A 26,478-nucleotide genomic window follows, 5' to 3' on the forward strand; every position below is an offset into this window, starting at 1 on the left:
CGCGCCGGCTTGATTGGGGACGATCGTGATCATCCGCTTCGACAAGCTCGGCGTCGTGATCGCCGCGATCGTCGCTTACGCAGCCTTGGCCGCACCCTTTGCCACGTTCCGCGCCAACCGCATCGTGCCGGGCCAGGCGCGCCCGATCCTCGAAGCGCTGCCGCCGACGCTTGGCATGCTGTTGCTGGCGATCGTGATCGCCGCCGCCATCGTTGCACTGCTCAGGACGCCGCTCATTCTCAGGCTGGCGGCCAGCGCGGCCGCGCTGATTGCGCTTGCGGTCCTGATCGGCATTGCCGGCGGTTTCCTGACGCCCGCCGGCAACACCTTCGCCCGCGTCGCGCCGGCCTCGGGTTTCTGGCTGCTGATCTTTGCCTTCACCTTGCTGCTTGCCGATGTGCTGAGCAGGCTGAACCTGTCACCCTGGGCGCGCGTCGGCGTGCTCGTGCTTGCCACGCTCGCCATTGCCGTACTGCTTGTCTCGGGAAGCTGGAACAGCCTCTCCATCCTCAAGGAATATGCCAGCCGCGCCGACAGTTTCTGGGCCGAGGCTTCCAAGCACGTCACGCTGGCGCTTGGTTCGCTGGCCGGCGCGGTGATCGTCGGCATACCGCTCGGCGTCCTTTGCCATCGCGTCGAGAAGCTGCGGGCAGGGGTGCTCAATGTGCTCGACATCATCCAGACCATTCCCTCGATCGCGCTCTTCGGCCTGCTGATCGCACCGCTCGGCTGGGTCGCCGTCCATGTGCCGGGCGCTGCAGCGGTCGGCATCAGGGGCATCGGCACCGCACCCGCTTTTGTCGCGCTCTTCCTCTATTCGCTGTTGCCGGTGGTGGCCAACACCGTGGTTGGGCTGGCTGGCGTGCCCCGCGCGGCCAACGACGCTGCGCGCGGCATGGGCATGACCGACCGCCAGCGGCTGCTCGACGTCGAGTTTCCGCTCGCTTTTCCGGTGATCCTGACCGGCATCCGTATCGTGCTGGTGCAGAATATCGGCCTCGCCACCATCGCGGCGCTGATCGGCGGCGGCGGCTTCGGCGTGTTCGTTTTCCAGGGCGTCGGCCAGACGGCGATGGATCTGGTGCTGCTCGGCGCGCTGCCCACCGTGGCGCTGGCCTTTGCGGCCGCCATCATCCTCGACGCTGTCATCGAGATGACCGCCACCAAGCGCAGGGTAGTTGAAACGGCATGATCGAGATCGAAGGCATCACCAAGCGCTATGACGAGACGACAGTGGTCGACGATGTTTCGATGGTCATCGAGCCGCGCACCATCGCCGTCATCGTCGGCACGTCGGGGTCCGGCAAGACGACGCTGCTCAGGATGATCAACCGGCTGGTCGAGCCGACTTCCGGCGTCATCAAGCTCGACGGCGCCGACAACCGCTCGGTGCCCGGCTATCAGCTGCGCCGCAGCATTGGCTACGCCATCCAGGGGCACGGCCTGTTTCCACACCGCACGGTGGCGCAGAACATCGCCACCGTGCCGCTCCTGCTCGGCTGGGACAGGGATCGCATCAAGGCTCGCGTCGATGAGTTGATGACGCTCTATCAGCTTGACCCGCAGGCTTACGGGCCGCGCTATCCGCATGAGCTTTCCGGCGGCCAGCAGCAGCGCGTCGGCGTCGCCCGCGCCTTGGCCGCCGAACCCGACGTGCTTTTGATGGATGAGCCCTTCGGCGCGCTCGACCCGATCATCCGCACCAAGGCGCAGGAGGATCTGCTGGCGATCCAGAAGCGCTTCGGCACCACCATCATCCTCGTCACCCACGACATGGAAGAGGCGGTGCATATGGGCGACAAGATCGCCGTCATGGATGCCGGCAAGCTGGTGCAATACGCCAAGCCGGCGGAGATTCTGGCCCGACCCGCAAGCGGCTTCGTCGAGACATTGGTCGGCGCCAGCGAAAGGCCGTTCCGGCTGCTGTCGCTCGGGCCTGTGCGTGATGCCGTGGAGCCGGGCGGCGCCGAAGGCGAGGCGATCCCCGGTGAGGCCACGCAGCGCGACGCGCTGGCCGAGCTGTTGTGGTCGGGCCGCCCCGCGCTGCCGGTGAAGGGCGCCGACGGCAAGCTCATTGGCCGCGTCACCATCGAAGGCCTGGTAAAGCGCGCGGCGAGGCCGCAATGAAGGCTTGGCTGCCCGCGCTGTTGAGGCTGGCCGTTCTGGTGCTGCTGGTGGTTTTCATCACCAGCCCCGGCTGGTTCGAGCCGCTGCTGAAACCGCTGACCGAGAACGGCGCGCCGGCTGTCTACAACCAGGGCAGCCTGCTGACGCTGACCTTGCAGCACCTGCGGACCGTGCTGGTCGCGACGGTAGCGGCGACGATCGTCGCGGTGGCGTTAGCCATCCTGGTCACCAGGCCGGCAGGCGCCGAGTTCCTGCCCTTGTCGCGCAGCCTGGTCAATATCGGCCAGACCTTCCCGCCGGTTGCCGTTCTGGCGCTTGCGGTACCGGCCGTCGGTTTCGGCGAGAAGCCGACGCTGATCGCGCTCTTCCTCTATGGGCTGCTGCCGATATTCGAGAATGCGCTGACCGCGCTGACCACGCTGCCGGGCAATGTGATGGAAGCGGCGCGCGGCGCCGGCATGACCGGCTGGCAAAGGCTAATGAAGGTCGAGTTGCCGCTCAGCGCCCCGGTGATCCTTGGCGGCATCCGGCTCTCGGTCGTCATCAGCCTCGCCACCGCGACGATCGGCTCGACGGTTGCCGCCAAGACGCTCGGCGAGGTGATCATCGCCGGCCTGATCTCGAACAACCTTGCCTTCGTGCTGCAGGGCGGCCTGATCGTCGCCGCGCTTGCAGTGCTGATCTATAACGGGCTTTCGGCGATCGAGCGCTACGCCGCGCGCCGAATGGGGCAGGGGGCGGAATAGAGATGTTCAGACGTCAGTTTCGCTGATTTCCGCCATCTTCAGAAGATGGCGCAAGAGACCTGTCTTGAGGGGCTTGTTGCCATGTATCGGGATGGAGAGACGAACAATGCTTCCCTCTTTTCCATAAATATGATGGCTGCCCGCTATTCGCAGAAGTTGCCAGCCTCGCTGCTCAATGGCCCTGGCCAGATCCTTACCCGAAATGGATTTCAAACTGCGATTTCCACCACCTTGCCGGGAACTGAAGTGACCGAAGACGGCAAATCCACCGAAAGGCAGCCTTCAATTGCCTCACGCAGATTTGCCATGAGTTCGTCCAGGGTTTCTCCTTCGGTCGCGCATCCCGGGATGGCGGGAACCTCGGCCCAGAATCCACCTTCTTCCGCTTCGTGCACGATAGCTTTGAACTTCATTGATCAACTCCTGCTCCTTCGGAAGATATGCTTGGCATTGAGCATTTGCAAAGCGTCGATCCATCAGCGGCCAACCTCGCCACGGATCGATCCTGAGCAGCCGGACGCAGCGTCATTTCAATCGATCTAACTCCAGGCTCGCGCTGGCACAACAATTCCCGCCTTCTTCTTTTGGGCGAAAGCCGGGCAAAAACCGAACAATATCTTGACGTTCCAAGCCCTGTTTCGCATACACCCCAACCAAGGGTGGATTCCGTGCGCGGCATGCATCTCATTCCAACGGCCCAGGGAGGGGTTCTTTTGGGCCAACAATCGAGGAAAATCCGGCAATGACCATCATTACCGCCGTCATCGCCTGCGGCTTGCTGTCAGTTCTGTACGCCATCTGGGCGACACGTTCGGTCCTTGCGTCCGATCAGGGCAATCAGCGCATGCAGGAAATCTCCGCGGCCATCCGCGAGGGCGCCCAGGCCTATCTGGCGCGCCAGTACACCACCATCGCCGTGGTCGGCATCGTCGTGCTCCTGCTTGCCTGGTGGTTGCTCTCGATCACCTCGGCGATCGGCTTCCTGATCGGCGCCGTGCTTTCGGGCGCCGCCGGCTTCATCGGCATGCATGTCTCTGTGCGCGCCAATGTCCGCACCGCGCAGGCCGCCTCGAACAGCCTCGCTGCCGGCCTCGACATCGCCTTCAAGTCCGGCGCCATCACCGGCCTGTTGGTTGCGGGCCTGGCACTGCTCGGCGTCTCGATCTACTACGCCATCCTGACCGGCCCGATGGGGCTCCAGCCGAATGACCGCGTCGTCATCGACTCGCTGGTTTCACTCGGCTTCGGCGCTTCGCTGATCTCGATCTTCGCCCGTCTCGGCGGCGGCATCTTCACCAAGGGTGCTGACGTCGGCGGCGACCTCGTCGGCAAGGTCGAGGCCGGCATTCCCGAAGACGATCCACGCAATCCGGCCACCATCGCCGACAATGTCGGCGACAATGTCGGCGACTGCGCCGGCATGGCCGCGGACCTGTTCGAAACCTATGCGGTGACCGTCGTCGCCACCATGGTTCTGGCCGCCATCTTCTTCGGCGGCACGGCCGCGCTGGGCGCTGCGATGCTCTACCCGCTCGCCATCTGCGGCGCCTGCATCCTGACCTCGATCGTCGGCACCTTCTTCGTCAAGCTCGGTTCCAACGGCTCGATCATGGGCGCCCTCTACAAGGGCCTGATCGTCACCGGTTTGCTGTCGATCATCGGTCTTGCCGCCGCGACCTCCGCTACGGTTGGCTGGGGCGAGGTCGGCACCGTTGCCGGCATCGCCATCACCGGCAAGAACCTGTTCATCTGCGGCCTGATCGGCCTTCTGGTGACCGGCCTTATCGTGGTGATCACCGAATACTACACCGGCACCAACAAGCGCCCGGTGAACTCGATCGCCCAGGCGTCGGTGACCGGCCACGGCACCAATGTCATCCAGGGGCTCGCGGTCTCGCTGGAATCGACGGCGCTGCCGGCCATCGTCATCGTCGGCGGCATCATCGCCACCTACCAGCTCGGCGGCCTGTTCGGCACGGCGATCGCCGTCACCACCATGCTTGGCCTCGCCGGCATGATCGTGGCGCTCGACGCCTTTGGCCCGGTCACCGATAATGCCGGCGGCATTGCCGAAATGGCTGGCCTGCCCAAGGAAGTGCGCCACTCCACCGACGCGCTCGACGCTGTGGGCAACACCACCAAGGCTGTGACCAAGGGCTACGCTATCGGCTCGGCTGGCCTCGGCGCGCTGGTGCTGTTCGCGGCCTATTCGAACGACCTCAGGTTCTTTGCCGCCAATGGCGACAAGTACCCCTACTTCCAGGGCATGGGCGACGTCTCATTCGACCTCTCCAACCCCTACGTCGTCGCCGGCCTGATCTTCGGCGGCCTGATCCCCTATCTGTTCGGCGGCATAGCGATGACCGCCGTCGGTCGCGCCGCGGGCTCGATCGTCGAGGAAGTGCGCAAGCAGTTCCGCGAGGACAAGGGCATCATGGCCGGCACCTCCAAGCCGAACTATGCCCGCGCCGTCGACCTGCTGACCAGGGCGGCGATCCGGGAAATGATCATCCCGTCGCTGCTGCCGGTGCTGGCGCCGCTCGTCGTCTATTTCGGCGTGCTGCTGATCTCGGGCTCGAAGGCCTCGGCCTTCGCGGCGCTCGGCGCGTCGCTGCTCGGCGTCATCGTCAACGGCCTCTTCGTCGCCATCTCGATGACCTCCGGCGGCGGCGCCTGGGACAACGCCAAGAAGTCGTTCGAGGACGGTTTCACCGACAAGGACGGCGTCAAGCACCTGAAGGGCTCCGAGGCGCACAAGGCCTCGGTCACCGGCGACACCGTCGGCGATCCCTACAAGGACACCGCCGGCCCGGCCGTCAACCCGGCGATCAAGATCACCAACATCGTCGCGCTGCTCCTGCTCGCCGTGCTCGCGCACGGCTGATCGCGGCGGCTATTCCGGGATAAGCCCGCGGGAGCGATCCCGCGGGCTTTGTTTTTTCGCATTACACCATGCGTGCCGCCTTCCCGGCGGGGCACTCAGTTGGCTTCCGGCCTTTCGCTGCCATGGCGATAGCGGGCCAGCAACGCATCGATGTCCGGCTCTCGCTCGGGCATTGGCGGTAAGCCGCGTGTCTGGCGCAGCATGGCAATGAAGGCGCCCCGGCGATGTTGGCGGCGGAAGGAACGCGCCCGCGGATGTATGCCAAGCATCGCCAGAAGCCTGCGTTTAAGGTAACGGGAGCGTTTGAGGGGAGCAGGTTCCTCGGCATTGCCGAGAATCCTGGCGCGCAGCGCGTCCGGCGAACTCATCGCGTCCATCAGTTCTTCCTGCTCCTGCGCGGTATCACGCGCATAGCTGCCTTCGCGCTTGCCCGAATGCAGCATGAGCACGGTCAGATGCGGCATTGTCGCGATCACGGCACCCTTGCGCCAGGCACGGAACAGCCAGTCCTGGGAACTCTCGCAAACGCACTGGCTGGCCGGGCGCCATGGTCCAAGCCTTGGCAGCGACGTCCGCCGGACCATTTGCGCGGAGCCAAATCCGACTGTGGTGACCGGGTCATAGAAGCCATCCCGCCCCATCCCGAGGATCATATGCCTGGAACCCTTGCTCGCGGACGACTCGATGACCGCGCCCCGAGCGATCACCACATCGGCACCGGTGGCGTCCATCCAGCCGCTCATCGACGCCAGATGGTCGGGAAACCAGAGGTCGTCATGATTCAAGATCGCGACGAAGCGGCCGCAGGCCCTGGCGAAGCCGATGTTGTTCGGCCCCGATTGCTCGCCGAAATTCACCGGAAGATCGATGTAGGAGATGCGGCAATCATCGAAGGCGGCGACAATTGCCGGTGTCTCCGACCGGCACGCGTCGCCGACGACGATGGCTTCCCAGTCCTGCAGGGTCTGACCGATGAGGCTCTTCAGCGTCTGGCGCAGGACCGCCGGGCGGTTATGCGTCGCGATGACGACCGAGACAAGTGGTTCGATCCGCCCTGTTGGCGCGCTCTGGCCGGCCTGTTCCACGCTATGCCAGCTTGTAGGGGATCTGTTCTGTATCGGGCGGTAGCCGCCAGTGATCGGGCGCGTCATAGGCGTAGGCCTTGTCGACCAGATTGAGCACCAGAGCAATGTCCGGTCCGAGCGCGACGACACCGTGCCAGACGCCGGGCGGAATGCCGACGATGGCGGGCCTGACCGCTCCGACGATCTTGTGCCAGACTGTGCCGAATGTCGGCGAGGCCTTGCGACCGTCGAACAGCGAGATCCGAACGCTGCCCACCGAGCAAAAAAGCCGGTCGGTTGTGACGCCATGGGCATGCCATCCCGTCACCGCGCCCGGATAAAGCGTGCGCTGAAACACCTGTCCGACGGGAAGTCCGTCGAGATCCCATTCTTCGCGAAAGACTTCAGTGAGGTAGCCGGTCGAAGTCGCGACAGGCCGGATTTCCTTGAGCGCAACGCCGTCGATTGTCGGCGCATCGACGACAAGCCAGTCAGGTGTCACGGTCTGCCGGTCTGGCGTGCCTGTCGCCATCCAGCCTTGCGGCACAGTACGATCGCTGTTGCTCATGACCGGTCCCGAATCCCCGGCAAATTGATAGGGGGACGTCTGAATGTAAGCAAGTATGCGTCTTGGCCGCGCGTGAACAAGACCCGCCGGCGCGCCGGCGGGTGCTGATTGTTCTGCGGGCCGTCGATAGACTTAAGGCGTGCCGCTGCCGCCGCCGGGGATGCCGGGTGCCAGCTTGCTGGCACCGTTGATGACCTGGCTGAGGAAGTTCTGGTCCTTGCCGCCGGTCGGCGTCGTCCTGGAGATGAAGTCGAAGATCTTGCCGTCCTTCAGGCCATAGTTGGCGATCTGGGTCACGCGACCGTCAGCGCCGAAATAGACCGCCAGCACATGCTGGTCGATGATGTGCGGGTTGTCGAAGGCGACGTAGCGCTTGCGCGTCTGCGAGATGTAGTAGAAGGCCTCGTTGTCGAAGGTCGCCGTCGTCGATGGGGTGCCCAGCGCCAGCAGCACCTGTTCACGGCTCGATCCGACCGGCACCGAATCGATTGCCTGCTGGTCGATCACATAGCCTTTCGTCAGCGTCTCGCTTGGATGGAGATCGCCGAACATCTTGGACGAATTGCAGGCGGAAAGCGCTGATGCCACCACCAGCAGTGACGCCACCCCCACTGGGGCGGGCGCAAAGAACGACTTGAATTTCAGGGCACCCAACAACAATTCTCCATCACATCCCCGCAACTTGCGCTGGGCCGCAAAACCGGTAAACCAGCTTGCATGCCGATGCAACAAGGCCAAATCAAACAACAGGTCCCCGGGAGACCGCCCTCAATGTTCCAGCGCCTTTTTGGCCGCGAACGCAATGCCAACCGCGCTATCACCGAGGCGCTCTACGCACAAATCGTGGCGGCGGCGCGGCAAACGGTGTTTTATTCGGACTGGAATGTGCCGGATACGCCGCTCGGCCGCTTCGAGATGCTGTCGCTGCATATCTATCTCGTCCAGCACCGGCTGCATGGCGAGCAAGGCGTGGCGGCCGAGGTCGCGCAAGTGCTGATCGACGAGTTCTTCCTCGATGTCGATCACTCGCTGCGCGAACTCGGAATCAGCGATGTCGGAGTGCCCAAGCGTATGAAGAAGCTGGCAAGGATGTTTTACGGCCGCACGGCCGCCTATGACGACGCCCTCCGGGAAAACGACCGGGTGGCGCTCGCGGCGGCGCTTTCCCGCAATGTCAGGCCGGACGCGGGCCCCTGGCCGCAGGCGCCGCTTCTGGCGGACTATGTCTGCGAGGCCAGCCGGAAGCTCGCCGTGCAGCCGACCGAATCGATCGCCGCCGGCACCGTCGCGTTCCAGGCCGCCGGGGCCGCTTGAAGGAGGCCAGCATGAAAGACGCTGAATTGCGCAGCCCGGTATCCTTTGTCGCCAATGTCGCGCGGCTGCCGCAAAAGGGCCTGCCGGTCCTGATCGAGGCGGATCAGCGCCAGCGTGCCGCACTTGCCGCCGAATACGACCTGCTCTCGGTCGAAAGTTACCGCGCCGAGCTGCTTGTTGCTTCGTGGAAACGCAACGGCGTCAAGGTTACGGGCCGCGTCGAGGCCGACATCACGCAGGCCTGCATCGTCACCCTGGAGCCGGTAAGCGCGCATATAGACGAACCGGTCGAGGCGCTGTTCCTGCCCGAGCAGTCGAAGCTTGGACGCGAGGGTTTCGAGGGCGGCGGCGAGATCATTCTCGACGCCGACGGACCGGACAGCCCGGAAACGTTCTCCGGCGACACGATCGATGTCGGCGCGCTGGCCGAACAGTTCTTCGGCCTGGCGATCGATCCCTATCCGCGCAAGCCGGGAGCCTCGCTCGACGTCGCCGGCGACGATCAGCCCGAGGAAAGCGAATTCCAGAAAAAGCTGCGTTCGCTGCTTGGAAAATCCTGAGAGTGGTCCGGATTTTGGAAAAGTTGGTTGTGCGCAGGCGCAAAACCGCTATTTTCGCCGAACCTTCGCGAGCCCCCTTACCTTGGCAGGCGTCCTCCGCTAGCCAGGCAAACCGTGAGAAAAACACCGAGTGATCAGGATTTCCATCGATGCCATGGGCGGCGATCACGGACCGAGCGTGGTCATCCCGGCGCTGATGACGGTCGTCATCCGCCGCCCTGACATCCGCTTCGTCATCTATGGCCGCGAGGACGTGGTGCATCCCGAGCTCGCCAAGTTCCCGAAGCTCGCCGAAGTAAGCGAGTTCGTCCATTGCGAGGTCGCCGTGCGCATGGACGACAAGCCGAGCCAGGCGCTCCGCCACGGCCGCTGGAAGTCGTCGATGTGGAAGGCCGTCGAGGCGGTGAAGAGCGGCGCCGCGCAGGCCTGCATCTCGGCCGGCAACACCGGCGCGCTGATGGCGATGTCGAAATTCTGCCTGCGCACGATGGCCACCATCGACCGCCCGGCAATCGCGGCGCTCTGGCCGACGACGCGCGGCGAGAGCGTCGTGCTCGATGTCGGCGCCACCATCGGTGCCGACGCGCATCAGCTGATCGATTTCGCCATTCTGGGCACCGGCATGGCGCGCTCGGTGTTCGGCATCGAGCGGCCGAGCGTTGGCCTGCTCAACGTCGGCGTCGAGGAGATCAAGGGCCAGGAAGAGGTCAAGGAGGCCGGCCGCATGCTGCGCGAGGCCAACATGGCCTCGATGAATTACCGCGGCTTCGTCGAAGGCGACGACATCGGCAAGGGTACGGTCGATGTGGTGGTCACCGAGGGCTTTGCCGGCAATATCGCGCTCAAGACCGCCGAGGGCACGGCAAGGCAGATCGCCGGCTATCTGCGCGCCGCCATGAGCCGAACGCTGATGGCCAAGATCGGCTACGTCTTCGCCAAGGGAGCCTTCGACCGGCTGCGTGAGAAGATGGATGTCGGCCGCTCCAATGGCGGCGTCTTTCTAGGCTTGAACGGTATCGTGGTGAAAAGCCATGGCGGTGCCGATTCGGATGGCTTCGCTGCGGCGATCGAGCTCGGCTACGACATGGTGCGCAACAATCTGCTTGACCGGATCGAGGCCGACCTCGATCTGTTTCACGCGCGCAACCCGAACGCCCAGGCAAACAGGAAATCCGGCGTCGCCGCCAACGCCGAGGAATAGGAACGGACCTTGATCAGATCAGTCGTGCGCGGCAATGGCGCCGCGCTGCCCCGCCGCATTATGAAGAATGCCGACTTCGAAGGCATGGTCGAGACCTCCGACGAGTGGATCGTCCAGCGCACCGGCATCCGCCAGCGCCATGTCGCGGCCGATGACGAGACGACGGCCTCGCTCGGCGAGGCGGCGGCGCGCGCAGCGCTCGACAGCGCGGGCATGACACCCGCCGAAATCGACCTCATCATCCTGGCGACTTCAACGCCCAACAACACGTTCCCCGCGACCGCCGTCGAGATCCAGAACAGGCTCGGCATGCATCACGGCTTTGCCTTCGACATGCAGGCCGTGTGCTCGGGCTTCGTCTATGCCGTCGCCACCGCCGACCTTTATATCCGTGGCGGCTTGGTCAGGCGTGTCCTGGTGATAGGCTCGGAGACGTTCTCGCGCATCCTCGACTGGAACGACCGCTCGACCTGCGTGCTGTTCGGCGACGGCGCCGGGGCGCTCGTTCTCGAAGCCCAAGAGGGCGCCGGTGCGATCACCGACCGCGGCGTGCTGGCGGCGAGCCTTCGCTCCGATGGCGCGCATAAGGACAAGCTATTCGTCGATGGCGGGCCTTCGACAACGGGAACCGTCGGCCATCTCAGGATGGAAGGCCGTGAGGTGTTCAAGCATGCCGTCGGCATGATCACCGATGTCATCGAGGCGACCTTCGGCGAGGCCGGCATAACGGCGCAGGAGCTCGACTGGTTCGTGCCGCATCAGGCCAATAAACGGATTATTGACGCTTCCGCCAGGAAGCTCGGGATAGCCGAAGAGAAAGTTGTGGTCACCGTCGATTTACACGGTAACACCTCGGCTGCTTCGGTGCCGCTGGCTCTCTCGGTGGCCGTCGCCGACGGCCGCATCAAGAAGGGCGATCTGGTGCTTCTCGAGGCGATGGGCGGAGGCTTCACCTGGGGCGCGGTATTGCTTCGCTGGTAAGTGCCGAACGCGCCGGTTCGGTCCTTGACCTTGCCGGATCAATTACTTAGGCTCTGCCTTTGGCTGTATCGATTTACATTTTCTGCGAGCAGATGGGACGGTCGCATGGGGGGAAAGACACTGACGCGTGCCGACCTTGCTGAAGCCGTTTATCGGAAGGTTGGCCTGTCGCGGACTGAATCGGCGGAACTCGTCGAAGCCGTGCTGGACGAAATCTGCGAAGCCATCGTTCGGGGCGAGACGGTCAAGCTTTCGTCCTTCGCCACCTTCCATGTCCGCTCCAAGAATGAGCGCATCGGCCGCAACCCCAAGACGGGCGAGGAAGTGCCGATCCTGCCGCGCCGGGTGATGACGTTCAAATCCTCCAACGTACTCAAGAACCGGATCCTGCGTTCGCACCAGAACAGCAAGGGCAAGGGCGGCAAGTAGTTTGCTGGCGAATGCGGTTGAAAACCGCCGGCGGTTTTGACGCCGGGCTTGAATATCGTTCTATAAATCGCTGAAATAAGGGGCGATTCGGCATCGTGAGCCGGATCGTGGTCCAGTGTGGAGGATTGGCCCATGGACAAGAGTCCCGATGCTTTCCGTACCATCAGCGAAGTGGCGGAAGATCTCGACCTGCCGCAGCACGTGCTGCGTTTCTGGGAGACGCGCTTCACCCAGATCAAGCCGATGAAACGCGGCGGCGGCCGTCGCTACTACCGGCCGCAGGATGTCGAGCTGATCAAGGGCATCCGGCACATGCTGTACGATCAGGGCTATACGATCAAAGGCGTGCAGAAGCTGTTGCGCGAGAACGGCAACCATTTTCTGGTCGCCATCGGCAATGGCGACATGGCCGCCGTGGAGGCGATCGCCCAGCGCCGTCAGGCCGAGCAGGTGCCGCTGACGGCGGCCGCGCAGCCGCGCGGCGACGAGGACGCGCTCGTCGGCCAGCCGAAGGTGAAGCCCAGTCGTCGTTTCTTCGGTCTCGGCAAGAGCGACGACGAAGGTCCGGTGCAACCAGACGCTTCAAAGTTATCGCGTGACAATCGCGCCTTGCTGCAGGAGGCGCTGTTCGATTTGCTGGAGTGCAAACGCCTGCTCGACCAGGTTCGCTGAACGGTCATCATTGCACTTGATACCGCGCGGTCGGGCCGCCGGAACTGGCCCGTCGTCCGTGCGTTAGGCCTTCTCGAAGAGAAGGACAATTGGCATGGCATCGTTTTCGACCCTCTCCGACCTCGATATCGATAAACAGGTCGCGGCGCTTTCGCGGCAATTGAACGACCTCAAGAAGGTCTTGGCCAGACGTGGTGACGCCTACTACGAGGATGGCCGCGAGGCGGCGTCCGACTATTATTCTCAGCTATATGATCGCCTTCACGAGGCGCTGCCGGCAATAAGGCGCAGGGGCAGGACGATCGAACGAACGGCGCGTGACCATCCGGCGACGGCCGCCGCCGTCGGCCTTGTCGTGGTCGGATTGCTTGCCGGCCTTCTGATCAGCCGGCGCTGATCTATTCGGAAGCGCCATTTCCATGTGGTGGGCGGCGATCAGCGAGCGAGCTTGATCTTGCTCTTCGGGTCGAACTGAACCGTGATGCGCTTGACGTCGCTTAGCGGCGCGCAGCGCATCGGGCGCGTAGCGCCTCGGCATAGAGGCGACCGATCCCCTGTCGTGGCCGCCTGAGATAGGCCGAGTGCTCCAAACTCCAGTAGCGCTCGATCCGCCTGGCGATCTCGGGATTCGTCCAGGTGCCGTAGCCGGCGGCGGTATAGATGCATATCTCACCGGCATAGAGACCTTTGTCGGTGACCAGAAAATCCACCCTGACATGGTCGAGATCGCCGGCGATTCTTGGCGCCAGCGCTATGGCCTGTCGAACGAAGTCGAGCAGCCTGGGGGTTAGCGGCAGCGCCTGGTCCTCGCGCGGATAGTCCGGGTCGCGGCCGGGGAGCGGCGTGCCCTGGTCATCGAACAGATGCGAGCGCTCGGCGAGCTTGTCCTCGGCCCAGACATGGCTGACGATGCCGCTGCAGACATGAACCTTGATGTCGGTGGCGATTGATCCGCCTGCGAGATCAAGCCTCTCTTCGATGAAGAGCGCGCGATCGATCGGCCAGTAGGCCCATTCGCCATTGCGCCGCCCGAAAGGTTTGCCGAGCCATCGCCTGGCCTTGCGGATGATTTCCGCCCGCTCGGGGCCGCCCTCCGAGACGAAGATGTTCATCGCGCAACCGTGGTTCGGCTTGACGACAACTCCGCCGGACAACAGGTCCGCCGGGAGGTCTTCAGGGCGCCGGCCGGACCATAATGTTTCGGGTATCGGCAACTCGGGGCAGGCAGCGCGGATATGGGCTTTTGCCGCCAGCTTGTCGGTCAGCGTCACGAAGAGAGGATTGCGGTCGACGATCTTCCGCCACAGCATCAGCTCGTTGTAGCGCGACGGAGCGGCGGGATTCGGCAGATAGCCGAGCCTCATGGCGAAGCGGGCAATAAGAGCCGGATGACGAAGCGTCAACACGATGCGCGCGGCCATCAGCACCAGGCGGTGTCTGACCGGCAGGTCGGCACGGGTTCCCATCATGCAAAGTCCGGAGCGCGATTCGGCATCACCGGATGCTTAATCAGAAGAACTCCGATGGGAAAGCCGGGTCTCTCAAACGGCGATGGCCTGCCTTCCCATCGGCAAGACGGAAGGATCAGGCCTTCTTCGGAGCCATCTTCTTGTGGTGGTGATGATGGTGGTGATGGTGATGATGGTGGACGCGATGATGCCTGCGATGATGACGATGGTGGTGGTGCTTCTTGGCCGGAGCAGCGTCAGCGCTGGTGGTGCCGAGGATGGGCATGGTGAACGCCAGGGCCAGAGCCAGCCCGAGCGCGGAGAGGAGGGACTTCTTCATGACTTCGTTTCCTTTTACGCGGGCGTTCCGAGATTCACCGGACCAAATCGGTGACCCTAGCCCCGCGGTCGGGACTATCCTCCTGGTTTTTTTCGACAATTTTTCCCAAGTGTAGATTTTTGTTTCCGGATTGTCTCTGAGGATACTCGTGCCCGTGCGTGCCCAGAGTTGGTTGGGGCGTCCTCCGGAAATCCGCGAGTGGGAACTGGCCGGCCGCAGTCCGCCCGGCTTCACATGGGCGGCGCGATGCCGTGATTCCCGACCACGACCCGATTCGCGGCGAGCTTGCCGTCGCCGCCTCGCTCGGCGTTGACGAACACCGCGGCGCCCGGCGTCAGATCCGCCGACGTGGCCGTGGCGAATGTCACGATCGGTGTGGTCTGCGGGATGGCAATCTGTTTCTTCTGGCCATTGTCATAGCTGAGCGTGACCGTGCGGCCCTGGATTTCCGTGACGTCGGCCACGGTGCCATTGGTCATGCGGCTGTTGGGCTGCAGATCCCAGTCGCGGTCGCCTTCTCCGGTGCCCTTCAGCGCCGCGGGAAAGATCACGACCTCCAGCGCCCCGCTGCCGCCATCTGCTTTCGAAATCGAGGCGATGCCAAGGAAATCGCCTTGCTTGATATCGGCGGCCGATGCTTTGGCGACGCCCGAAATCTTCCAGCCGTCGGCAAGCGTGATCGCATCGGTTTTGCCGTCGCGGTCCTTTACTGTGAGCGTCGATCCGGCAACGCTGACGACCGTGCCTCGAATACGTGCGACATCCGCCCGTGCTTCCGTTGCGCCGACGATGCTTGAGATTGTGCCGAGCACAATTGCGAACGATTTCAAATTCATCGTATTCGATCCTTCCGTGAGATGTCCGGTGCGGGGGCTGCTGCCGGTGACGGCTAGCTAACGAATCGAGGCGTCGAAAATGCCGGCGAAACCGGTCGCGGAGCTTCAAAAGAACTTGATTGGGCGCCGCGTGACCCTACATCTACGTGGCCTGCGATACCGGCCGGAATGCCGCTTCACGATGGCGTGACGGCCTAAGCTCTTGGCAAATCATTTGTTAACGAGCATTCTCCCGCCAGTCTCAGGCAACGCCACATTTCATCAGACCCTGTTTCATCTCAAGGAGTTGCCATGCCCAACACCGCACGGAACGCCGTTTCCAACGACATCATTGCCGCGTCCGGCCTCAATCCGCTGAAAGCCGCTCGCGAAACAAGGGGATATACGATCGAGGAACTCTCTTTGACCTGCGGCCTTGCCGTGGGCGAGATCATCGACATCGAGGACGGCAAGGACGCCGATCCCGCCAAGCTCCGGCGCATTGCCTCGGCATTGCAGATGCCGGAAGAGGAATTGATCACAGTGCCGGCCGCCGAGAATCGGCCCACGCAGCAATAGAGGCACGAAAAGCGTCCATTCGAGAGCCCGCCGCGGTTTCGCCCGGCGGGCTTTTTAATGCCTGAAAGACGGAAGCGCTGGCTCTTGCCAACAATGCTTGCGCCATGCGAATCGCCGACCGCTGCTATCCGACAGACTTGACGAGGGGTCCACCATGAGCTTGGAATCGGTTCGCGCTTTCTTTGCCGAGCATGCGCCCGACATCGAAGTCATTGTCACCGAGGCCAGTTCGGCAACCGTGGCGCTGGCGGCGGAAGCCCATGGCGTGATGCCGGCGCAGATCGCCAAGACGATCTGCCTGCGTGTCGGCGACGAGACCATGCTGGTCGTCACCAGCGGCGTCGCCAGGCTCGACAACCGCAAGTTCAAGGACAGGATGGGCGGGAAGCCGCGCATGCTTGGTGCAGAGGAGGTGCTTGCGGCCACCAGCCATCCGCCGGGTGGCGTCTGTCCGTTCGGCTTGCCGGCACCGCTTCCCGTTTATTGCGATCTGTCACTCAAGGCCTTCGACGAGGTCGTCCCCGCTGCCGGCGCCACCAATGCCGCGGTGCGTATCGGGCCGCAGCGCATGGCCGATCTGGTCGGCGCCATATGGGTCGACGTTTGCCAGTAACAATTGCCGCCTAGATATCTCCTTGCGGTCCGTCGAACGGCCTTGGTCGGCATTCGGCCGCGGGCGCTCGCTCGCATTCGGTTTGATGGCGGCGCTCATGGTCCATGCCCTTCGCGCCCGCGCCCCGACCAACCCGAAAAGCGTCGACTAACGGTCAAAGATTTGGACATTAGTCTTGACAGAAATACAGATGTTCAATACCCGTCAAGCAATCAAACAGCATGCGATATGGGAGGAATAAGCGGCATGGCTTCCAATATTTCGTTGACGGGTCTCGCCCGGGATCTCGATGAACGCGGCAAGTCCGGCAAGCCTATCCGCATCGGCCTCATCGGCTCAGGCGAAATGGGAACCGACATCGTTACCCGCGTCGCCCATATGTCCGGCATCGAGATCGGCGCCATTTCCGAACTCAACCTGCCGGCGGCGAGCAGGGCCGTCGATATCGCTTTCCAGGAAACCGGACACGCGCGGGAAGTGTCGAACGCCTCGGCCATGACCGCTGCCATGGAGGCGGGCAAGATCGCCGTCACCAACGATTCCAGCCTGGTCATCGGCAACGACCTCATCGACGTCGTGATCGACGCGACCGGCGTTCCGGCAGTCGGCGCCGAGATCGGCCTGCGCGCCATGGAGCACGGCAAGCACCTGGTGATGATGAATGTCGAGGCCGACGTCACCATCGGCGCCTATCTCAAGGCCGAGGCCGACCGTCTGGGCGTCACCTATTCGCTGGGCGCCGGCGACGAGCCGTCTTCCTGCATGGAGCTGATCGAGTTCGTCTCCGCCATGGGCCACCCGATCGTCGCCGCCGGCAAGGGCAAGAACAATCCGCTCAACATCGACGCCACGCCTCCGGACTATGAGGAGGAGGCGAAGCGACGGCATATGAATGTACGCATGCTGGTCGAATTCGTCGACGGTTCGAAGACCATGGTCGAGATGGCGGCGATCGCCAACGCGACCGGGCTGGTTCCCGACAAGCCCGGCATGCACGGTCCGGCAGCCACGCTCGGCGAATTGTCGAAGGTGCTGGTGCCTCAGAAGGACGGCGGCGTGCTGTCGAAGGTCGGCGTCGTCGACTATTCGATCGGCAAGGGCGTCGCCCCCGGCGTCTTCGTCGTGGCCGACATGTCGCATCCGCGCATCTCGGAGCGCATGGAAGACCTGAAGATGGGCAAGGGCCCATACTTCACTTTCCATCGCCCCTATCACCTGACCTCGCTCGAAGTGCCGCTGACCTGCGCCCGCGTCGTGCTTTACGGCAAGGCTGACATGGTGCCGCTGGCAAAGCCGGTCGCCGAGGTCTGCGCCGTCGCCAAGAAGGACCTGAAGCCTGGCGACAAGCTCGATGCCATCGGCGAGTATTGCTATCGCGCCTGGATTATGACGGCGCCGGAAGCCCATGCGGCGCGCGCCATCCCCTGCGGCCTGCTGCAGGGTGGCTCCGTCACGGCGCCCATCAAGAAGGGCGACCTGATCACCTATGCCAACGCGGCCCCCGCACCGGGCTCGAAGATCGCCGAGTTGCGTGCCCGCCAGGATAAGCTCGTCTATGGCGCTGTGGGGGCGTGATCATGGCCGGAGCCAGCAAAGCCGTTGCGGATAGCCGCGCCAACCTGCCTTTCGTCTATCGTCAGTACAGTCCGGAGCAACTGAGGCAGGTGCTTCACAAGATGTATCTCATCCGCCGCTTCGAAGAGGGTGCGGAAGAGTGCTACATGCGCGGCCTCATCCACGGCACCATGCACCTGTCGATCGGCCAGGAAGCCAGCGCCATGGGTATCTGCATGCCGCTCGCCGAGGATGACCAGATCACCTCGACGCATCGCGGCCATGGCCATTGCATCGCCAAGGGCACCGAGGTCAGCCGCATGTTCGCGGAGTTCTTCGGCAAGACCACCGGCTACTGCAAGGGCAGGGGCGGCTCCATGCACATCGCCGATGTCGCCAAGGGCAATCTCGGCGCCAACGGCATCGTCGCCGGGGGCATTCCGATCGCCGTGGGCGCCGCGCTTTCGTCCAAGATGATGAAGACCGGCAAGGTGGTCGTCTCCTTCTTCGGCGACGGCGCCAACAATGAGGGCGCCTTCCACGAGGCGCTGAACATGGCGGCGATATGGAAGCTGCCGGTGATCTTCGTGTGCGAGAACAACGGCTACGGCATGTCGACCTCGACGGCGCGCTCGACGGCGGTGAAGAACATCGCCGAGCGCGCGGCCGCCTATTCGATGCCGGGCGTCATCGTCAACGGCAACATCTTCTCCGAGGTGGCAGAGGCGTCCTTCAAGGCGGTGGAGCGGGCGCGCGCCGGCGAGGGGCCGACGCTGATCGAATCCAAGACCTACCGCCATCGCGGCCATTCCAAGAGCGACCGCAACCGTTACCGCACCAAGGAAGAGATCGAGGATTGGATGGCGAACCGCGATCCGATCACGCTCTTCGAAAACGAGCTGCGCGATTTCGGTTTCATCGACGACCAGGGCATCGAAGTCATCCGCGACGCGGTCGCCCAGGAGATCGCCGACGGTATCGAGTTCGCCAAGGCAAGCCCGGCCCCCGAGATCGCCACCCTCGAGAACTATGTTTACACGGAGCAAACGTGATGGACGCTGTGATGCGTGAGCTCAGCTACGCGCAGGCGATCCAGGAAGCCATGGCGATCGCCATGGACATGGACGAGCGCGTCTTCCTGATGGGCGAGGACATCGGTGTCTATGGCGGCGCCTTCCAGGTGACCGGCGATCTCGTCGAGCGCTACGGCACCGACCGGGTGATCGACACGCCGATCTCGGAACTGGGCGGCGCGGGCGTCGCGGTGGGCGCGGCCGTTACCGGCATGCGGCCGATCTTCGAATTCCAGTTCTCGGATTTCGCCACGCTCGCCATGGAACAGATCGTCAACCAGGCGGCCAAGATGCGCTTCATGCTGGGCGGCGAGGTTTCGGTGCCGGTGGTGATGCGTTTCCCGGCCGGCTCCGGCACGGGCGCCGCCGCGCAGCACAGCCAGAGCCTGGAAGCCTGGCTCGGGCATGTGCCCGGCCTCAAGGTCATCCAGCCGGCGACGCCGCACGATGCCAAGGGCATGCTGCTTGCCGCCGTTGCCGACCCAGATCCTGTCATGATCTTCGAGCACAAGCTGCTCTACAAGATGAAGGGCCATGTGCCGGAAGGCCACTACACCGTGCCGATCGGCAAGGCCGAGATCCGCCGCGAGGGCCGCGACCTCACCATCGTTGCAACATCGATCATGGTGCAGAAGGCGCTCGACGCCGCTGCGGCGCTGGAAGGCGAGGGCATCGATATCGAGGTGGTCGACCTGCGCACGATCCGGCCGATCGACCGGCAGACAATCATCGACAGCGTGAAGAAAACCTCGCGCCTGCTCTGCGTCTACGAGGCGGTGAAGACGCTCGGCATCGGCGCGGAAGTGAGTGCGCTTGTCGCCGAAAGCGAGGCCTTCGACTATCTCGACGCGCCGATCGTGCGCCTGGGCGGCGCCGAAACGCCGATCCCCTACAATCCGGATCTTGAAAAGGCGACGGTGCCGCAGGTTCCCGACATCATCGCCGCCGCGCGCGACCTCGTGAAAGGGGTCCGCTGAGCGATGCCGACAGAAGTCATTCTTCCCAAGGTCGACATGGACATGGCGACCGGCCAGATCTCGCGCTGGTTCGCCGAGGAGGGCGCCAAGGTCAAGAAGGGCGATGTGCTCTTCGAGATCGAGACCGACAAGGCGGCGATGGAGATCGATGCGCCGGCCAGCGGCACGCTGCGCAACGTCACCGGCAAGGAGCGCGTCGACATCCCCGTCGGTGAGCCCGTTGCCTGGATCTATGCCGACGACGAGGTTTATGAGGCCAAGCAGGGTGAGGCGCCAATCTCCCCCCTCGTGGGGGAGATGTCGGCGAAGCCGACAGAGGGGGGCGCTGTCCCGCCTGCCTCTCATTCCTTCGCGCCCCCCTCTGCCCTGCCGGGCATCTCCCCCACAAGGGGGGAGATTGGCCAATCACAAGGCGAGCGCGCAACGCCGCTGGCGCGCCGCTTGGCTCGTGAAGCCGGTCTTAAGATAGCCGAAATACAAGGCAGCGGTCCGCGCAGCCGTGTTGTGCGCGCCGACGTCGAGGCCGCAGTTGCGGCGAAGGCCGCCGCTCCTGCTCAACTGGTCGCCGAGATCGCAGCGCCAAGCCCGGTCGAAGCCCCGTCCGCTCCTTCGCCCGCGCCGAAGCCGATGTCGGACGACCAGGTGCTGAAATTGTTCGCCGAGGGCTCTTACGAGCTTGTGCCGCATGACAATATGCGCAAGACCATCGCGCGCCGCCTGGTCGAGGCGAAATCCACCATCCCGCATTTCTATCTGACGCTCGACTGCGAGCTCGATGCGCTGCTGGCGTTGCGCACGCAGCTCAATGCCGCGGCCCCGATGAGGAAGACCGAGAAGGGCGAGGTTCCAGCCTACAAGCTCTCGGTCAACGACATGGTGATCAAGGCGATGGCGATGGCGCTGATGGCGGTGCCGGATGCCAACGCCTCGTGGACCGACAACGCCATGGTCAAGCACAAGCACGCCGATGTCGGCGTCGCCGTGTCGATCCCCGGCGGTCTGATCACGCCGATCATTCGCCATGCGGATGAAAAGACGCTGTCGGTCATCTCCAACGAGATGAAGGACCTCGCCAACCGCGCCAGGAGCCGCAAGCTGAAGCCGGAAGAGTATCAGGGCGGCACGACGGCGGTGTCCAATCTCGGCATGTTCGGCATCAAGGACTTCGCCGCCGTCATCAACCCGCCGCATGCGACGATCCTGGCGGTCGGCGCCGGCGAGGATCGGGCAGTGGTGAAGAAGGGCGAGATCAAGATTGCCACCGTGATGTCGGTGACCTTGTCCACCGATCATCGTGCCGTCGACGGCGCGCTCGGCGCGGAATTGCTCGGCGCCTTCAAGCGCATGATCGAGAACCCGATGGGCATGCTGGTGTAAGCCATCCCCGCAGGCCCTTGATCCGGCTTGCTCTTACGCCACGGGCCCTACGATCACTGACTTGTCAGCCCGGCAGCTCGCAGGAATCCGGCCCGGTGCTTGAAGCCGCGGCTGTTTCGTTCCACATCGGGCGCAATGAACGGCAAGATGCGGGAATGGTTTCGGAATTCGCGATGGGCCTTGGCCGCATCGCTGTTCCTGCATGCCCTGATCGCAACGTTCCTGTTCTATGGCCTGCCGAGACCCGAGCAGCAGCCGGACCAGCAGGAACAGCCGGTCAACGTGGCGATCGTGCCGCCGCCGGAGCAGCCCAAGCCGAAGCCCGAAAAGAAGGCAGAAAAGCCGCCTGAACAGAAGCCGCCCCCGGAACTTCCGAAGCTGCCAGACGACCGGGTTTTGAAGCGTGTTTTTCAGTATGGCAAAAAGGATACCGGGCCGGAGAAATCTCTCGAGGGAGAAAGTGCCAAGCCCAACGCGTCGCGGCCCGCCAAGGACGAGCCGGCGAAGCCGGTCGTTGCACCGACACCCGCGTCGCCCCAGTTCCCCCAACCCGCTAGTCCCGAGCAACAGGCGCAGTCCAGCAAGCCTGAGGAGAAATCCGCCGCCGTTCCGCCGGATGCCAAATCCGCGCAAAGCGAGGAGAAGCAGGCGACAGAAGACAACGACAAACAGCAGCCGGAGAACCAGGAGGAGCAACCGCAAACCGCTGATCAGCAAGCAGCGGAAACACCAAAGCCATTGACGGCGGAGACCGGCAGCAAGCCGGCGCCTCCAACCTCGGTCGCCAAGGCAAAGCCCAAACCGGTCAAGACAATGACGTTCAAACCTGCAAGGGCCTTCAGGGCGCCAAGTGGGAATGCGGGAAGGTCAAATCCCACAAACAACGAAGTTGCAGGATCGCCGGTCTATGCCGGTCTTCCGGGCGTTCGAAAACTCTATTCGCAGGGAGCGACCGGCGACATGTTTGCCACCAGCTCCATGGATAATGTTCCGCGCGGTCTGCGCGTGGCGACCCTTTGCGGCAACGTCCTGAGCCGAGAATTGCAAAATGCCGACTATCCGGTCAAATGGGTGCCAACTATTGAGTTGGACAAAGGCAATATCCTCAACCCTCCACTAGCCGCATTCAGCACGAGAAAAACTTGGTACAACCTGAGCTTCCGGTGCGAGGTAGACGACGATGCGACGAGGGTCCGGTCCTTCAACTTCCGTGTTGGGTCACTGATTCCGCGCGGCGAGTGGGCCAGTCGTGATTTAGTTCGGTGGCCACTAAACTAAGCCGGCACACCGAGCTCGGCCAACTGCCGGCCAACCTCGTGCCAATCGGCGCACACAAAATCGGCGCCGGCAGCCTTCAGACGCACACCGTGCTCGGGATAGGTGTGACCGCCGCCGGTAAAGCCGATAGCGATCATGCCGGCCGCGACCGCGCCCTGGACGCCGAAGGGCGAATCCTCGACCACGATGCAGTCGGACGGCTTCGCGCCCATCTTCTCGGCGGCATGGAGGAAGATGTCGGGCGCCGGCTTGCCGTTCCTCACCATCGAGGAGGAGAAGATCGCCTCGCCGAAGAAGCGCGACAGTCCGGTTACCGACAGGCTGTGGTTGATGCGTTCGACCGAGGATGACGAGGCGACGCAGCGGTCGCCGGCAAGCGCGTTGAGGAACGGCACGATCCCCGGCGTGGATTTAAGCTCCTCGGAGAACAAAAGCTTGGTCTCGGCCCAGATGTCGCCTTCGGCGGCGGGCGGGAACTGATGGCCGGTCAGTGTCTTGATCTTGGCGATGATGTCGGACTGCTTCATGCCGATGCACTGCGCGATGATGCCGCCATGCACGCCGGGCATGCCGTGCTTTTCGTAAACGCGCTCATAGGCCTTGGCGGCCAGCGGCTCGCTGTCGACGAGAACGCCGTCGCAGTCGAAAATCATCAGTCTACGTTGCGCCACGCGCCTCTCCCGGCTCCTGTGCCAATGCGCACATCGCTATCGATAAAAAGTCAGATGTTCAATAGTGGGTGATTCCGTGTACAGCTCTCAAAGTTGGCGCAGCACCTCGCTGACCGGCGAGGATCCGAGCGCGCGCTGCATGGCCTGGCGCGACTGGGCGCGGTCGGGCGTGATCCAGTTTGGCTCGGCGCCGAGAAAGCGGTCGAGGAAGGCCACGGCATAGGCGGGCATTTCCGTCGCGTTCTCGCGGTAGGACCACCAGGTGCGCAGGTCGTCGGCGCATTTGTCGATGCTGGGCGCCGTGCCGAACTCCTGCTCGTGCACCGCCAGGATGGCCGACACGCAGTAGTTTGTGTAGAGGAAACCTTCCGGCCAGAAGCGCACGATTTCCGCTGTGCCGGCAGTTGCCTCGGTCTCGATCATTTCCTTCAGACCTGAGACCTCCCGCGCCGGCGCCTGCCGGATCAGCTCGCGCAGCACCAGTCCGGCGGCGAACACGATGAAGTCTGCGCGATCCACATCAGCGAATCGCTTCTGCGCTTCCATGACCTCGATCCAGTCGAGGAAGGCGCGCGTCAGCTTGGCCTCGTCGATCTCGAAGCGCACGCCGAAGGTTTCGGACACCACCTTCGCGCTGCTGCGGAAGGTGGCGCGGAACCAGCGCAGCTGCCGCAGCCGGTGGCGAAGGTCCGGCATAAGCGCCAGTTCGTGCCTGAAGGGCAGGTCCATGTCTCACATCCCGTTTGACGACAGGCTAGCACAGCGCCGCCGATGCCGAAATCGGCCGGTCGCCTGTGGAGCGTTATGGCCGCTAATATAATACATGTTGACATTCGAGGAAACAAATGTTCTCACTTTCGGGTCGTCTCGCCTCCGTTCAATATGCACAGGAGGAAGCGACTCGGGAGGAGACCGAAATGGCGATCTGGCAGTGGGCGCTGCTTCTGCTTTTTGTCGTCTGGGCGCTGCAATCGCTCGGCGTCTGGCTGCAGATGCGGCACTATTCGGACGTTTTCAAAGGCGTCACCAGCCAATACAAGGACGGCTTCGTCGGCGCCGGCAATTTCCGCGGCCGGCTGGCCAAGGGCACTATTGCGCTGATCGTCGTGACGCCGGACCTCATCGTGCGCCGCATGATGGTCATGAGCGGCCGTTCGGTGCTGACCAAGTTCAAGCGACATGAAGAATTCGAGGGCATCCCCCTCGATCGACTCCGGTCCAACCCTGCGATCATGGGGGAGGGGGAACCCGGTGTGGCCGAGGCCGTGAAACGGGCGATCGAGCAGATCGACCGCGCGCGGTCGGAGCCGGGGAAGAAGCCGGGCCTGGCCGGCTTGAACGTAGCAAGGGCTTAAACGACGCCGGCAGCCGGCTGGGAATGACCGGCAGGGGTCATAAGGAGGAGAAATGTCTGTAATTTCGTTATTGGCGCAGCATGCCGACCTGGCGGTGCATAACCTGCATGTCGCAGGCACCATGGTCTCGGATGCTGCCTGGCACGGCAAGCTCGGCGTCGAGCATGCCACCGATCATCTTGTGGTCCTGGCGCAGGCGACGACCGACAACGCGCCGGTCACCGCCGATCAGCTGAAGGAACAGCTGAAGAACGTGCAGCAGGAAGAGCAGCTGGGCTGGCTCACCGCGATCGGCAAATACTTCATCGGCATCTTCCAGAAGGGCGGCGAGGTGTTCGCCGGCTTCGTCACCGGCATCATCCCGACCCTGGTCGTGCTGATGACCGCCTTCTACGCCGTCACCGAGCTGGTCGGCGAGGAGCGCGTCCACGGCCTGGCGCGCGGCGCCGGCCGCATCGCGCTGACCCGCTACACCGTGCTGCCGGTGCTGTCGGTGTTCTTCCTCACCAACCCGATGGCCTACACCTTCGGCTCCTTCCTGGAAGAAAAGCACAAGCCCGCCTTCTATGACGCTGCGGTGTCCTACGTGCATCCGCCGCTCGGCCTCTTCCCGCACATCAACCCCGGCGAATATTTCGTCTGGGGCGGCATGCTGGTCGCGCTGCTCGACCTCGAGAAGCGGGGCGTCATCGCCAACGGCTATCACGTCAAGGTGGCCATCTGGTACGCCATCGTCGGCCTCGTCGTCATCCTGCTGAAAGGCATGCTGACCGAGCGCATCACGGCCATCATGGCACGCCGCCAGGGCGTCGAGCTCTAAGGGCGGGAGGACACCATGGCCAAGACATACAAGGCAGTAAAGATCTCGAGGGGCTCCACCGGTTGGGGCGGCCCCCTGGTCATCGAGCCGACCGATCAGCGCAGCAAGGTCGTGTCGGTGACCGGCGGCGGCATTCATCCGGTGGCGCAGCTCATCGCCGATATGACCGGCGCCCAGGCCGTCGACGGCTTCAAGTCGCCGCCGATCGAAAGCGAGATGGCGGTCGTCGTCGTCGACTGCGGCGGCACGGCGCGCTGCGGCGTCTACCCGCGCAAGCGTATCCCGACCGTCAACCTGACGCCGGTCGGCCAGGCGGGTCCGCTCGCTCAGTTCATCACGGAAGACATCTACGTTTCGGGCGTGAAGCCGGCCAACGTCGCAATGGCGGACGGATCCGAAGCGGTCACCACTGCGGGGGGAGCAACAACCATGAATTCAAGCAGCAACACTACGACCAGGGCGGCTGAGCCGCTGCCGAGCGAAGGCGGGCTTATCGGCCTGATCAGCTCGATCGGCCGCGTCATGGGCCGCGTGGTCGGCATCTTCTTCAACTCCGGCCGCCGCACCATCGACCAGGTCGTCCGCAACGTGCTGCCCTTCATGGCCTTCGTGACCATGCTGATCGGCCTCATCCTCTATACCGGCATCGGTGACGTGCTGGCGCAGCCGATGGGTCCGCTGGCCAACAACATCGTCGGCCTGCTGGTCATCTCGGCCATCTGCGGCCTGCCGTTCCTGTCGCCCATCCTGGGACCGGGCGCGGTCATCGCTCAGGTCATCGGCGTCGCCATCATCGGCCCGCAGATCGCCAACGGCACCATCTCGCCGGCGATGGCGCTGCCGGCGCTGTTTGCCTACAACACCCAAGTGGGCTGCGACTTCGTTCCCGTCGGTCTGGCGCTCGGTGAGGCCAAGCCGAAGACGATCGAAATCGGGGTGCCGGCGGTGCTTATCAGCCGCCAGATCATGGGCCCGGTCTCCGTGCTGATCGCATGGGTCGTGTCCCTGATCGTGTTCTAAAACATTCATAAA

31 protein-coding genes are annotated in these 26,478 nt (G+C 63.6%); 21 read left to right on the forward strand and 10 right to left on the reverse strand.

Going from position 1 to position 26,478, the window contains the following annotated elements:
* The first annotated feature begins 25 nt into the window (after nucleotides 1–25).
* From EN862_RS21170 to EN862_RS21180, 3 genes are read left to right on the forward strand one after another with little or no spacing between them, the layout of a single operon-like run.
* Complete coding sequence (locus EN862_RS21170; RefSeq protein ID WP_127867837.1) at nucleotides 26–1,192, forward strand: ABC transporter permease; 1,167 nt, start codon at nucleotides 26–28, stop codon at nucleotides 1,190–1,192.
* Nucleotides 1,189–2,127 (forward strand): ABC transporter ATP-binding protein, encoded by a 939-nt coding sequence (locus EN862_RS21175; RefSeq protein WP_127867838.1) that lies wholly within the window; start codon nucleotides 1,189–1,191, stop codon nucleotides 2,125–2,127. The genes EN862_RS21170 and EN862_RS21175 overlap by 4 nt, the downstream gene beginning before the upstream one ends.
* Nucleotides 2,124–2,873 carry an ABC transporter permease gene (locus EN862_RS21180; RefSeq protein WP_127867839.1) on the forward strand — a complete coding sequence of 250 codons (750 nt, stop codon included), beginning with the start codon at nucleotides 2,124–2,126 and terminating at the stop codon, nucleotides 2,871–2,873. The genes EN862_RS21175 and EN862_RS21180 overlap by 4 nt, the downstream gene beginning before the upstream one ends.
* A gap of 6 nt (nucleotides 2,874–2,879) precedes the next feature.
* Here the strand turns inward: EN862_RS21180 and EN862_RS21185 are convergent, their stop codons facing one another.
* Nucleotides 2,880–3,086, reverse strand: a complete 207-nt coding sequence (locus tag EN862_RS21185) for a type II toxin-antitoxin system HicA family toxin (protein ID WP_127867840.1) — start codon at nucleotides 3,084–3,086, stop codon at nucleotides 2,880–2,882.
* Nucleotides 3,083–3,286 carry a type II toxin-antitoxin system HicB family antitoxin gene (locus tag EN862_RS21190; protein ID WP_095818392.1) on the reverse strand — a complete coding sequence of 68 codons (204 nt, stop codon included), beginning with the start codon at nucleotides 3,284–3,286 and terminating at the stop codon, nucleotides 3,083–3,085. The genes EN862_RS21185 and EN862_RS21190 overlap by 4 nt, the downstream gene beginning before the upstream one ends.
* Nucleotides 3,287–3,615: 329 nt before the next feature.
* On the opposite strand from EN862_RS21190, the gene EN862_RS21195 reads away from it, so the two are divergent.
* Entirely contained in the window at nucleotides 3,616–5,757 is a 2,142-nt protein-coding gene (locus EN862_RS21195; protein ID WP_127867841.1) for a sodium-translocating pyrophosphatase, read from the forward strand.
* A 95-nt stretch (nucleotides 5,758–5,852) separates the two neighbouring features.
* Here EN862_RS21195 and EN862_RS21200 read toward each other — a convergent pair whose 3' ends face one another.
* The 3 genes from EN862_RS21200 to EN862_RS21210 all read right to left on the reverse strand — a co-directional run bounded on the left by EN862_RS21200 (nucleotide 5,853) and on the right by EN862_RS21210 (nucleotide 8,043).
* Nucleotides 5,853–6,842 carry a glycosyltransferase family 2 protein gene (locus EN862_RS21200; RefSeq protein WP_127867842.1) on the reverse strand — a complete coding sequence of 330 codons (990 nt, stop codon included), beginning with the start codon at nucleotides 6,840–6,842 and terminating at the stop codon, nucleotides 5,853–5,855.
* A 1-nt stretch (nucleotide 6,843) separates the two neighbouring features.
* A complete protein-coding gene (locus EN862_RS21205; RefSeq protein ID WP_245519662.1) occupies nucleotides 6,844–7,389 on the reverse strand; it encodes a dTDP-4-dehydrorhamnose 3,5-epimerase family protein in 546 nt (181 codons plus the stop codon).
* 132 nt (nucleotides 7,390–7,521) lie between these two features.
* Nucleotides 7,522–8,043 carry an outer membrane protein assembly factor BamE gene (locus EN862_RS21210; protein ID WP_127867843.1) on the reverse strand — a complete coding sequence of 174 codons (522 nt, stop codon included), beginning with the start codon at nucleotides 8,041–8,043 and terminating at the stop codon, nucleotides 7,522–7,524.
* Between the two features lie 117 nt (nucleotides 8,044–8,160).
* Between EN862_RS21210 and EN862_RS21215 the strand changes: the two genes are divergently transcribed.
* The 7 genes from EN862_RS21215 (at nucleotide 8,161) to EN862_RS21245 (ending at nucleotide 12,943) form a co-directional block, all read left to right on the forward strand.
* Nucleotides 8,161–8,703: a ubiquinol-cytochrome C chaperone family protein gene (locus tag EN862_RS21215; RefSeq protein WP_127867844.1), complete on the forward strand. Its 543-nt coding sequence runs from the start codon at nucleotides 8,161–8,163 to the stop codon at nucleotides 8,701–8,703.
* Between the two features lie 11 nt (nucleotides 8,704–8,714).
* On the forward strand, nucleotides 8,715–9,263 hold the full coding sequence (locus EN862_RS21220; protein WP_127867845.1) for a DUF177 domain-containing protein: 549 nt from the start codon (nucleotides 8,715–8,717) through the stop codon (nucleotides 9,261–9,263).
* A 130-nt stretch (nucleotides 9,264–9,393) separates the two neighbouring features.
* Nucleotides 9,394–10,464: a phosphate acyltransferase PlsX gene (gene plsX, locus EN862_RS21225; protein WP_127867846.1), complete on the forward strand. Its 1,071-nt coding sequence runs from the start codon at nucleotides 9,394–9,396 to the stop codon at nucleotides 10,462–10,464.
* Between the two features lie 9 nt (nucleotides 10,465–10,473).
* Complete coding sequence (locus EN862_RS21230; RefSeq protein ID WP_127867847.1) at nucleotides 10,474–11,445, forward strand: beta-ketoacyl-ACP synthase III; 972 nt, start codon at nucleotides 10,474–10,476, stop codon at nucleotides 11,443–11,445.
* A 105-nt stretch (nucleotides 11,446–11,550) separates the two neighbouring features.
* Nucleotides 11,551–11,874 (forward strand): integration host factor subunit alpha, encoded by a 324-nt coding sequence (locus EN862_RS21235; protein ID WP_040983242.1) that lies wholly within the window; start codon nucleotides 11,551–11,553, stop codon nucleotides 11,872–11,874.
* Between the two features lie 132 nt (nucleotides 11,875–12,006).
* Nucleotides 12,007–12,546 carry a MerR family transcriptional regulator gene (locus EN862_RS21240; protein WP_042640150.1) on the forward strand — a complete coding sequence of 180 codons (540 nt, stop codon included), beginning with the start codon at nucleotides 12,007–12,009 and terminating at the stop codon, nucleotides 12,544–12,546.
* 94 nt (nucleotides 12,547–12,640) lie between these two features.
* A complete protein-coding gene (locus EN862_RS21245) occupies nucleotides 12,641–12,943 on the forward strand; it encodes a DUF883 family protein (protein WP_127867848.1) in 303 nt (100 codons plus the stop codon).
* Between the two features lie 100 nt (nucleotides 12,944–13,043).
* Here EN862_RS21245 and EN862_RS21250 read toward each other — a convergent pair whose 3' ends face one another.
* The 3 genes from EN862_RS21250 to EN862_RS21260 all read right to left on the reverse strand — a co-directional run bounded on the left by EN862_RS21250 (nucleotide 13,044) and on the right by EN862_RS21260 (nucleotide 15,170).
* Entirely contained in the window at nucleotides 13,044–14,015 is a 972-nt protein-coding gene (locus EN862_RS21250) for an ATP-grasp fold amidoligase family protein (protein WP_127867849.1), read from the reverse strand.
* A gap of 115 nt (nucleotides 14,016–14,130) precedes the next feature.
* Nucleotides 14,131–14,334 (reverse strand): hypothetical protein, encoded by a 204-nt coding sequence (locus EN862_RS21255; RefSeq protein ID WP_127867850.1) that lies wholly within the window; start codon nucleotides 14,332–14,334, stop codon nucleotides 14,131–14,133.
* 230 nt (nucleotides 14,335–14,564) lie between these two features.
* A complete protein-coding gene (locus tag EN862_RS21260; protein WP_189401274.1) occupies nucleotides 14,565–15,170 on the reverse strand; it encodes a hypothetical protein in 606 nt (201 codons plus the stop codon).
* A gap of 291 nt (nucleotides 15,171–15,461) precedes the next feature.
* Here EN862_RS21260 and EN862_RS21265 point away from each other — a divergent pair, with 291 nt between their 5' ends.
* The 7 genes from EN862_RS21265 (at nucleotide 15,462) to EN862_RS21295 (ending at nucleotide 22,600) form a co-directional block, all read left to right on the forward strand.
* Nucleotides 15,462–15,728 carry a helix-turn-helix transcriptional regulator gene (locus EN862_RS21265; RefSeq protein ID WP_127227536.1) on the forward strand — a complete coding sequence of 89 codons (267 nt, stop codon included), beginning with the start codon at nucleotides 15,462–15,464 and terminating at the stop codon, nucleotides 15,726–15,728.
* 154 nt (nucleotides 15,729–15,882) lie between these two features.
* On the forward strand, nucleotides 15,883–16,341 hold the full coding sequence (locus EN862_RS21270) for a YbaK/EbsC family protein (RefSeq protein ID WP_127867851.1): 459 nt from the start codon (nucleotides 15,883–15,885) through the stop codon (nucleotides 16,339–16,341).
* A gap of 246 nt (nucleotides 16,342–16,587) precedes the next feature.
* Nucleotides 16,588–17,916, forward strand: a complete 1,329-nt coding sequence (locus EN862_RS21275) for an NAD(P)H-dependent oxidoreductase (RefSeq protein WP_127867852.1) — start codon at nucleotides 16,588–16,590, stop codon at nucleotides 17,914–17,916.
* A gap of 2 nt (nucleotides 17,917–17,918) precedes the next feature.
* Entirely contained in the window at nucleotides 17,919–18,947 is a 1,029-nt protein-coding gene (locus EN862_RS21280; RefSeq protein WP_127867853.1) for a thiamine pyrophosphate-dependent dehydrogenase E1 component subunit alpha, read from the forward strand.
* Nucleotides 18,947–19,945, forward strand: a complete 999-nt coding sequence (locus tag EN862_RS21285; RefSeq protein ID WP_127867854.1) for an alpha-ketoacid dehydrogenase subunit beta — start codon at nucleotides 18,947–18,949, stop codon at nucleotides 19,943–19,945. The genes EN862_RS21280 and EN862_RS21285 overlap by 1 nt, the downstream gene beginning before the upstream one ends.
* Before the next feature lie 3 nt (nucleotides 19,946–19,948).
* The gene (locus tag EN862_RS21290) at nucleotides 19,949–21,322 is read left to right on the forward strand and encodes a pyruvate dehydrogenase complex dihydrolipoamide acetyltransferase (RefSeq protein ID WP_127867855.1); all 1,374 of its coding nucleotides are present in this window, start codon (nucleotides 19,949–19,951) and stop codon (nucleotides 21,320–21,322) included.
* A gap of 135 nt (nucleotides 21,323–21,457) precedes the next feature.
* Nucleotides 21,458–22,600 (forward strand): DUF930 domain-containing protein, encoded by a 1,143-nt coding sequence (locus tag EN862_RS21295; protein WP_127867959.1) that lies wholly within the window; start codon nucleotides 21,458–21,460, stop codon nucleotides 22,598–22,600.
* Here EN862_RS21295 and EN862_RS21300 read toward each other — a convergent pair.
* Both EN862_RS21300 and EN862_RS21305 read right to left on the reverse strand, forming a co-directional pair.
* A complete protein-coding gene (locus tag EN862_RS21300; protein ID WP_127867856.1) occupies nucleotides 22,597–23,271 on the reverse strand; it encodes an HAD family phosphatase in 675 nt (224 codons plus the stop codon). The two genes, EN862_RS21295 and EN862_RS21300, sit on opposite strands and share 4 nt — an antisense overlap.
* Before the next feature lie 87 nt (nucleotides 23,272–23,358).
* On the reverse strand, nucleotides 23,359–24,000 hold the full coding sequence (locus EN862_RS21305) for a hypothetical protein (protein ID WP_127867857.1): 642 nt from the start codon (nucleotides 23,998–24,000) through the stop codon (nucleotides 23,359–23,361).
* 188 nt (nucleotides 24,001–24,188) lie between these two features.
* Here EN862_RS21305 and EN862_RS21310 point away from each other — a divergent pair, with 188 nt between their 5' ends.
* Genes EN862_RS21310 through EN862_RS21320 form a run of 3 tightly spaced genes read left to right on the forward strand, consistent with a single transcriptional unit; the run spans nucleotide 24,189 to nucleotide 26,466 of the window.
* On the forward strand, nucleotides 24,189–24,626 hold the full coding sequence (locus EN862_RS21310) for a transcriptional regulator GutM (RefSeq protein ID WP_095818409.1): 438 nt from the start codon (nucleotides 24,189–24,191) through the stop codon (nucleotides 24,624–24,626).
* A gap of 52 nt (nucleotides 24,627–24,678) precedes the next feature.
* Complete coding sequence (locus tag EN862_RS21315; RefSeq protein ID WP_127867858.1) at nucleotides 24,679–25,446, forward strand: PTS glucitol/sorbitol transporter subunit IIC; 768 nt, start codon at nucleotides 24,679–24,681, stop codon at nucleotides 25,444–25,446.
* Nucleotides 25,447–25,461: 15 nt separating this feature from the next.
* Nucleotides 25,462–26,466 carry a PTS glucitol/sorbitol transporter subunit IIB gene (locus tag EN862_RS21320; protein ID WP_127867859.1) on the forward strand — a complete coding sequence of 335 codons (1,005 nt, stop codon included), beginning with the start codon at nucleotides 25,462–25,464 and terminating at the stop codon, nucleotides 26,464–26,466.
* Nucleotides 26,467–26,478 lie beyond the last annotated feature (12 nt).

It is taken from the genome of Mesorhizobium sp. M2E.F.Ca.ET.219.01.1.1 (assembly GCF_004016445.2).
GTDB lineage: Bacteria > Pseudomonadota > Alphaproteobacteria > Rhizobiales > Rhizobiaceae > Mesorhizobium.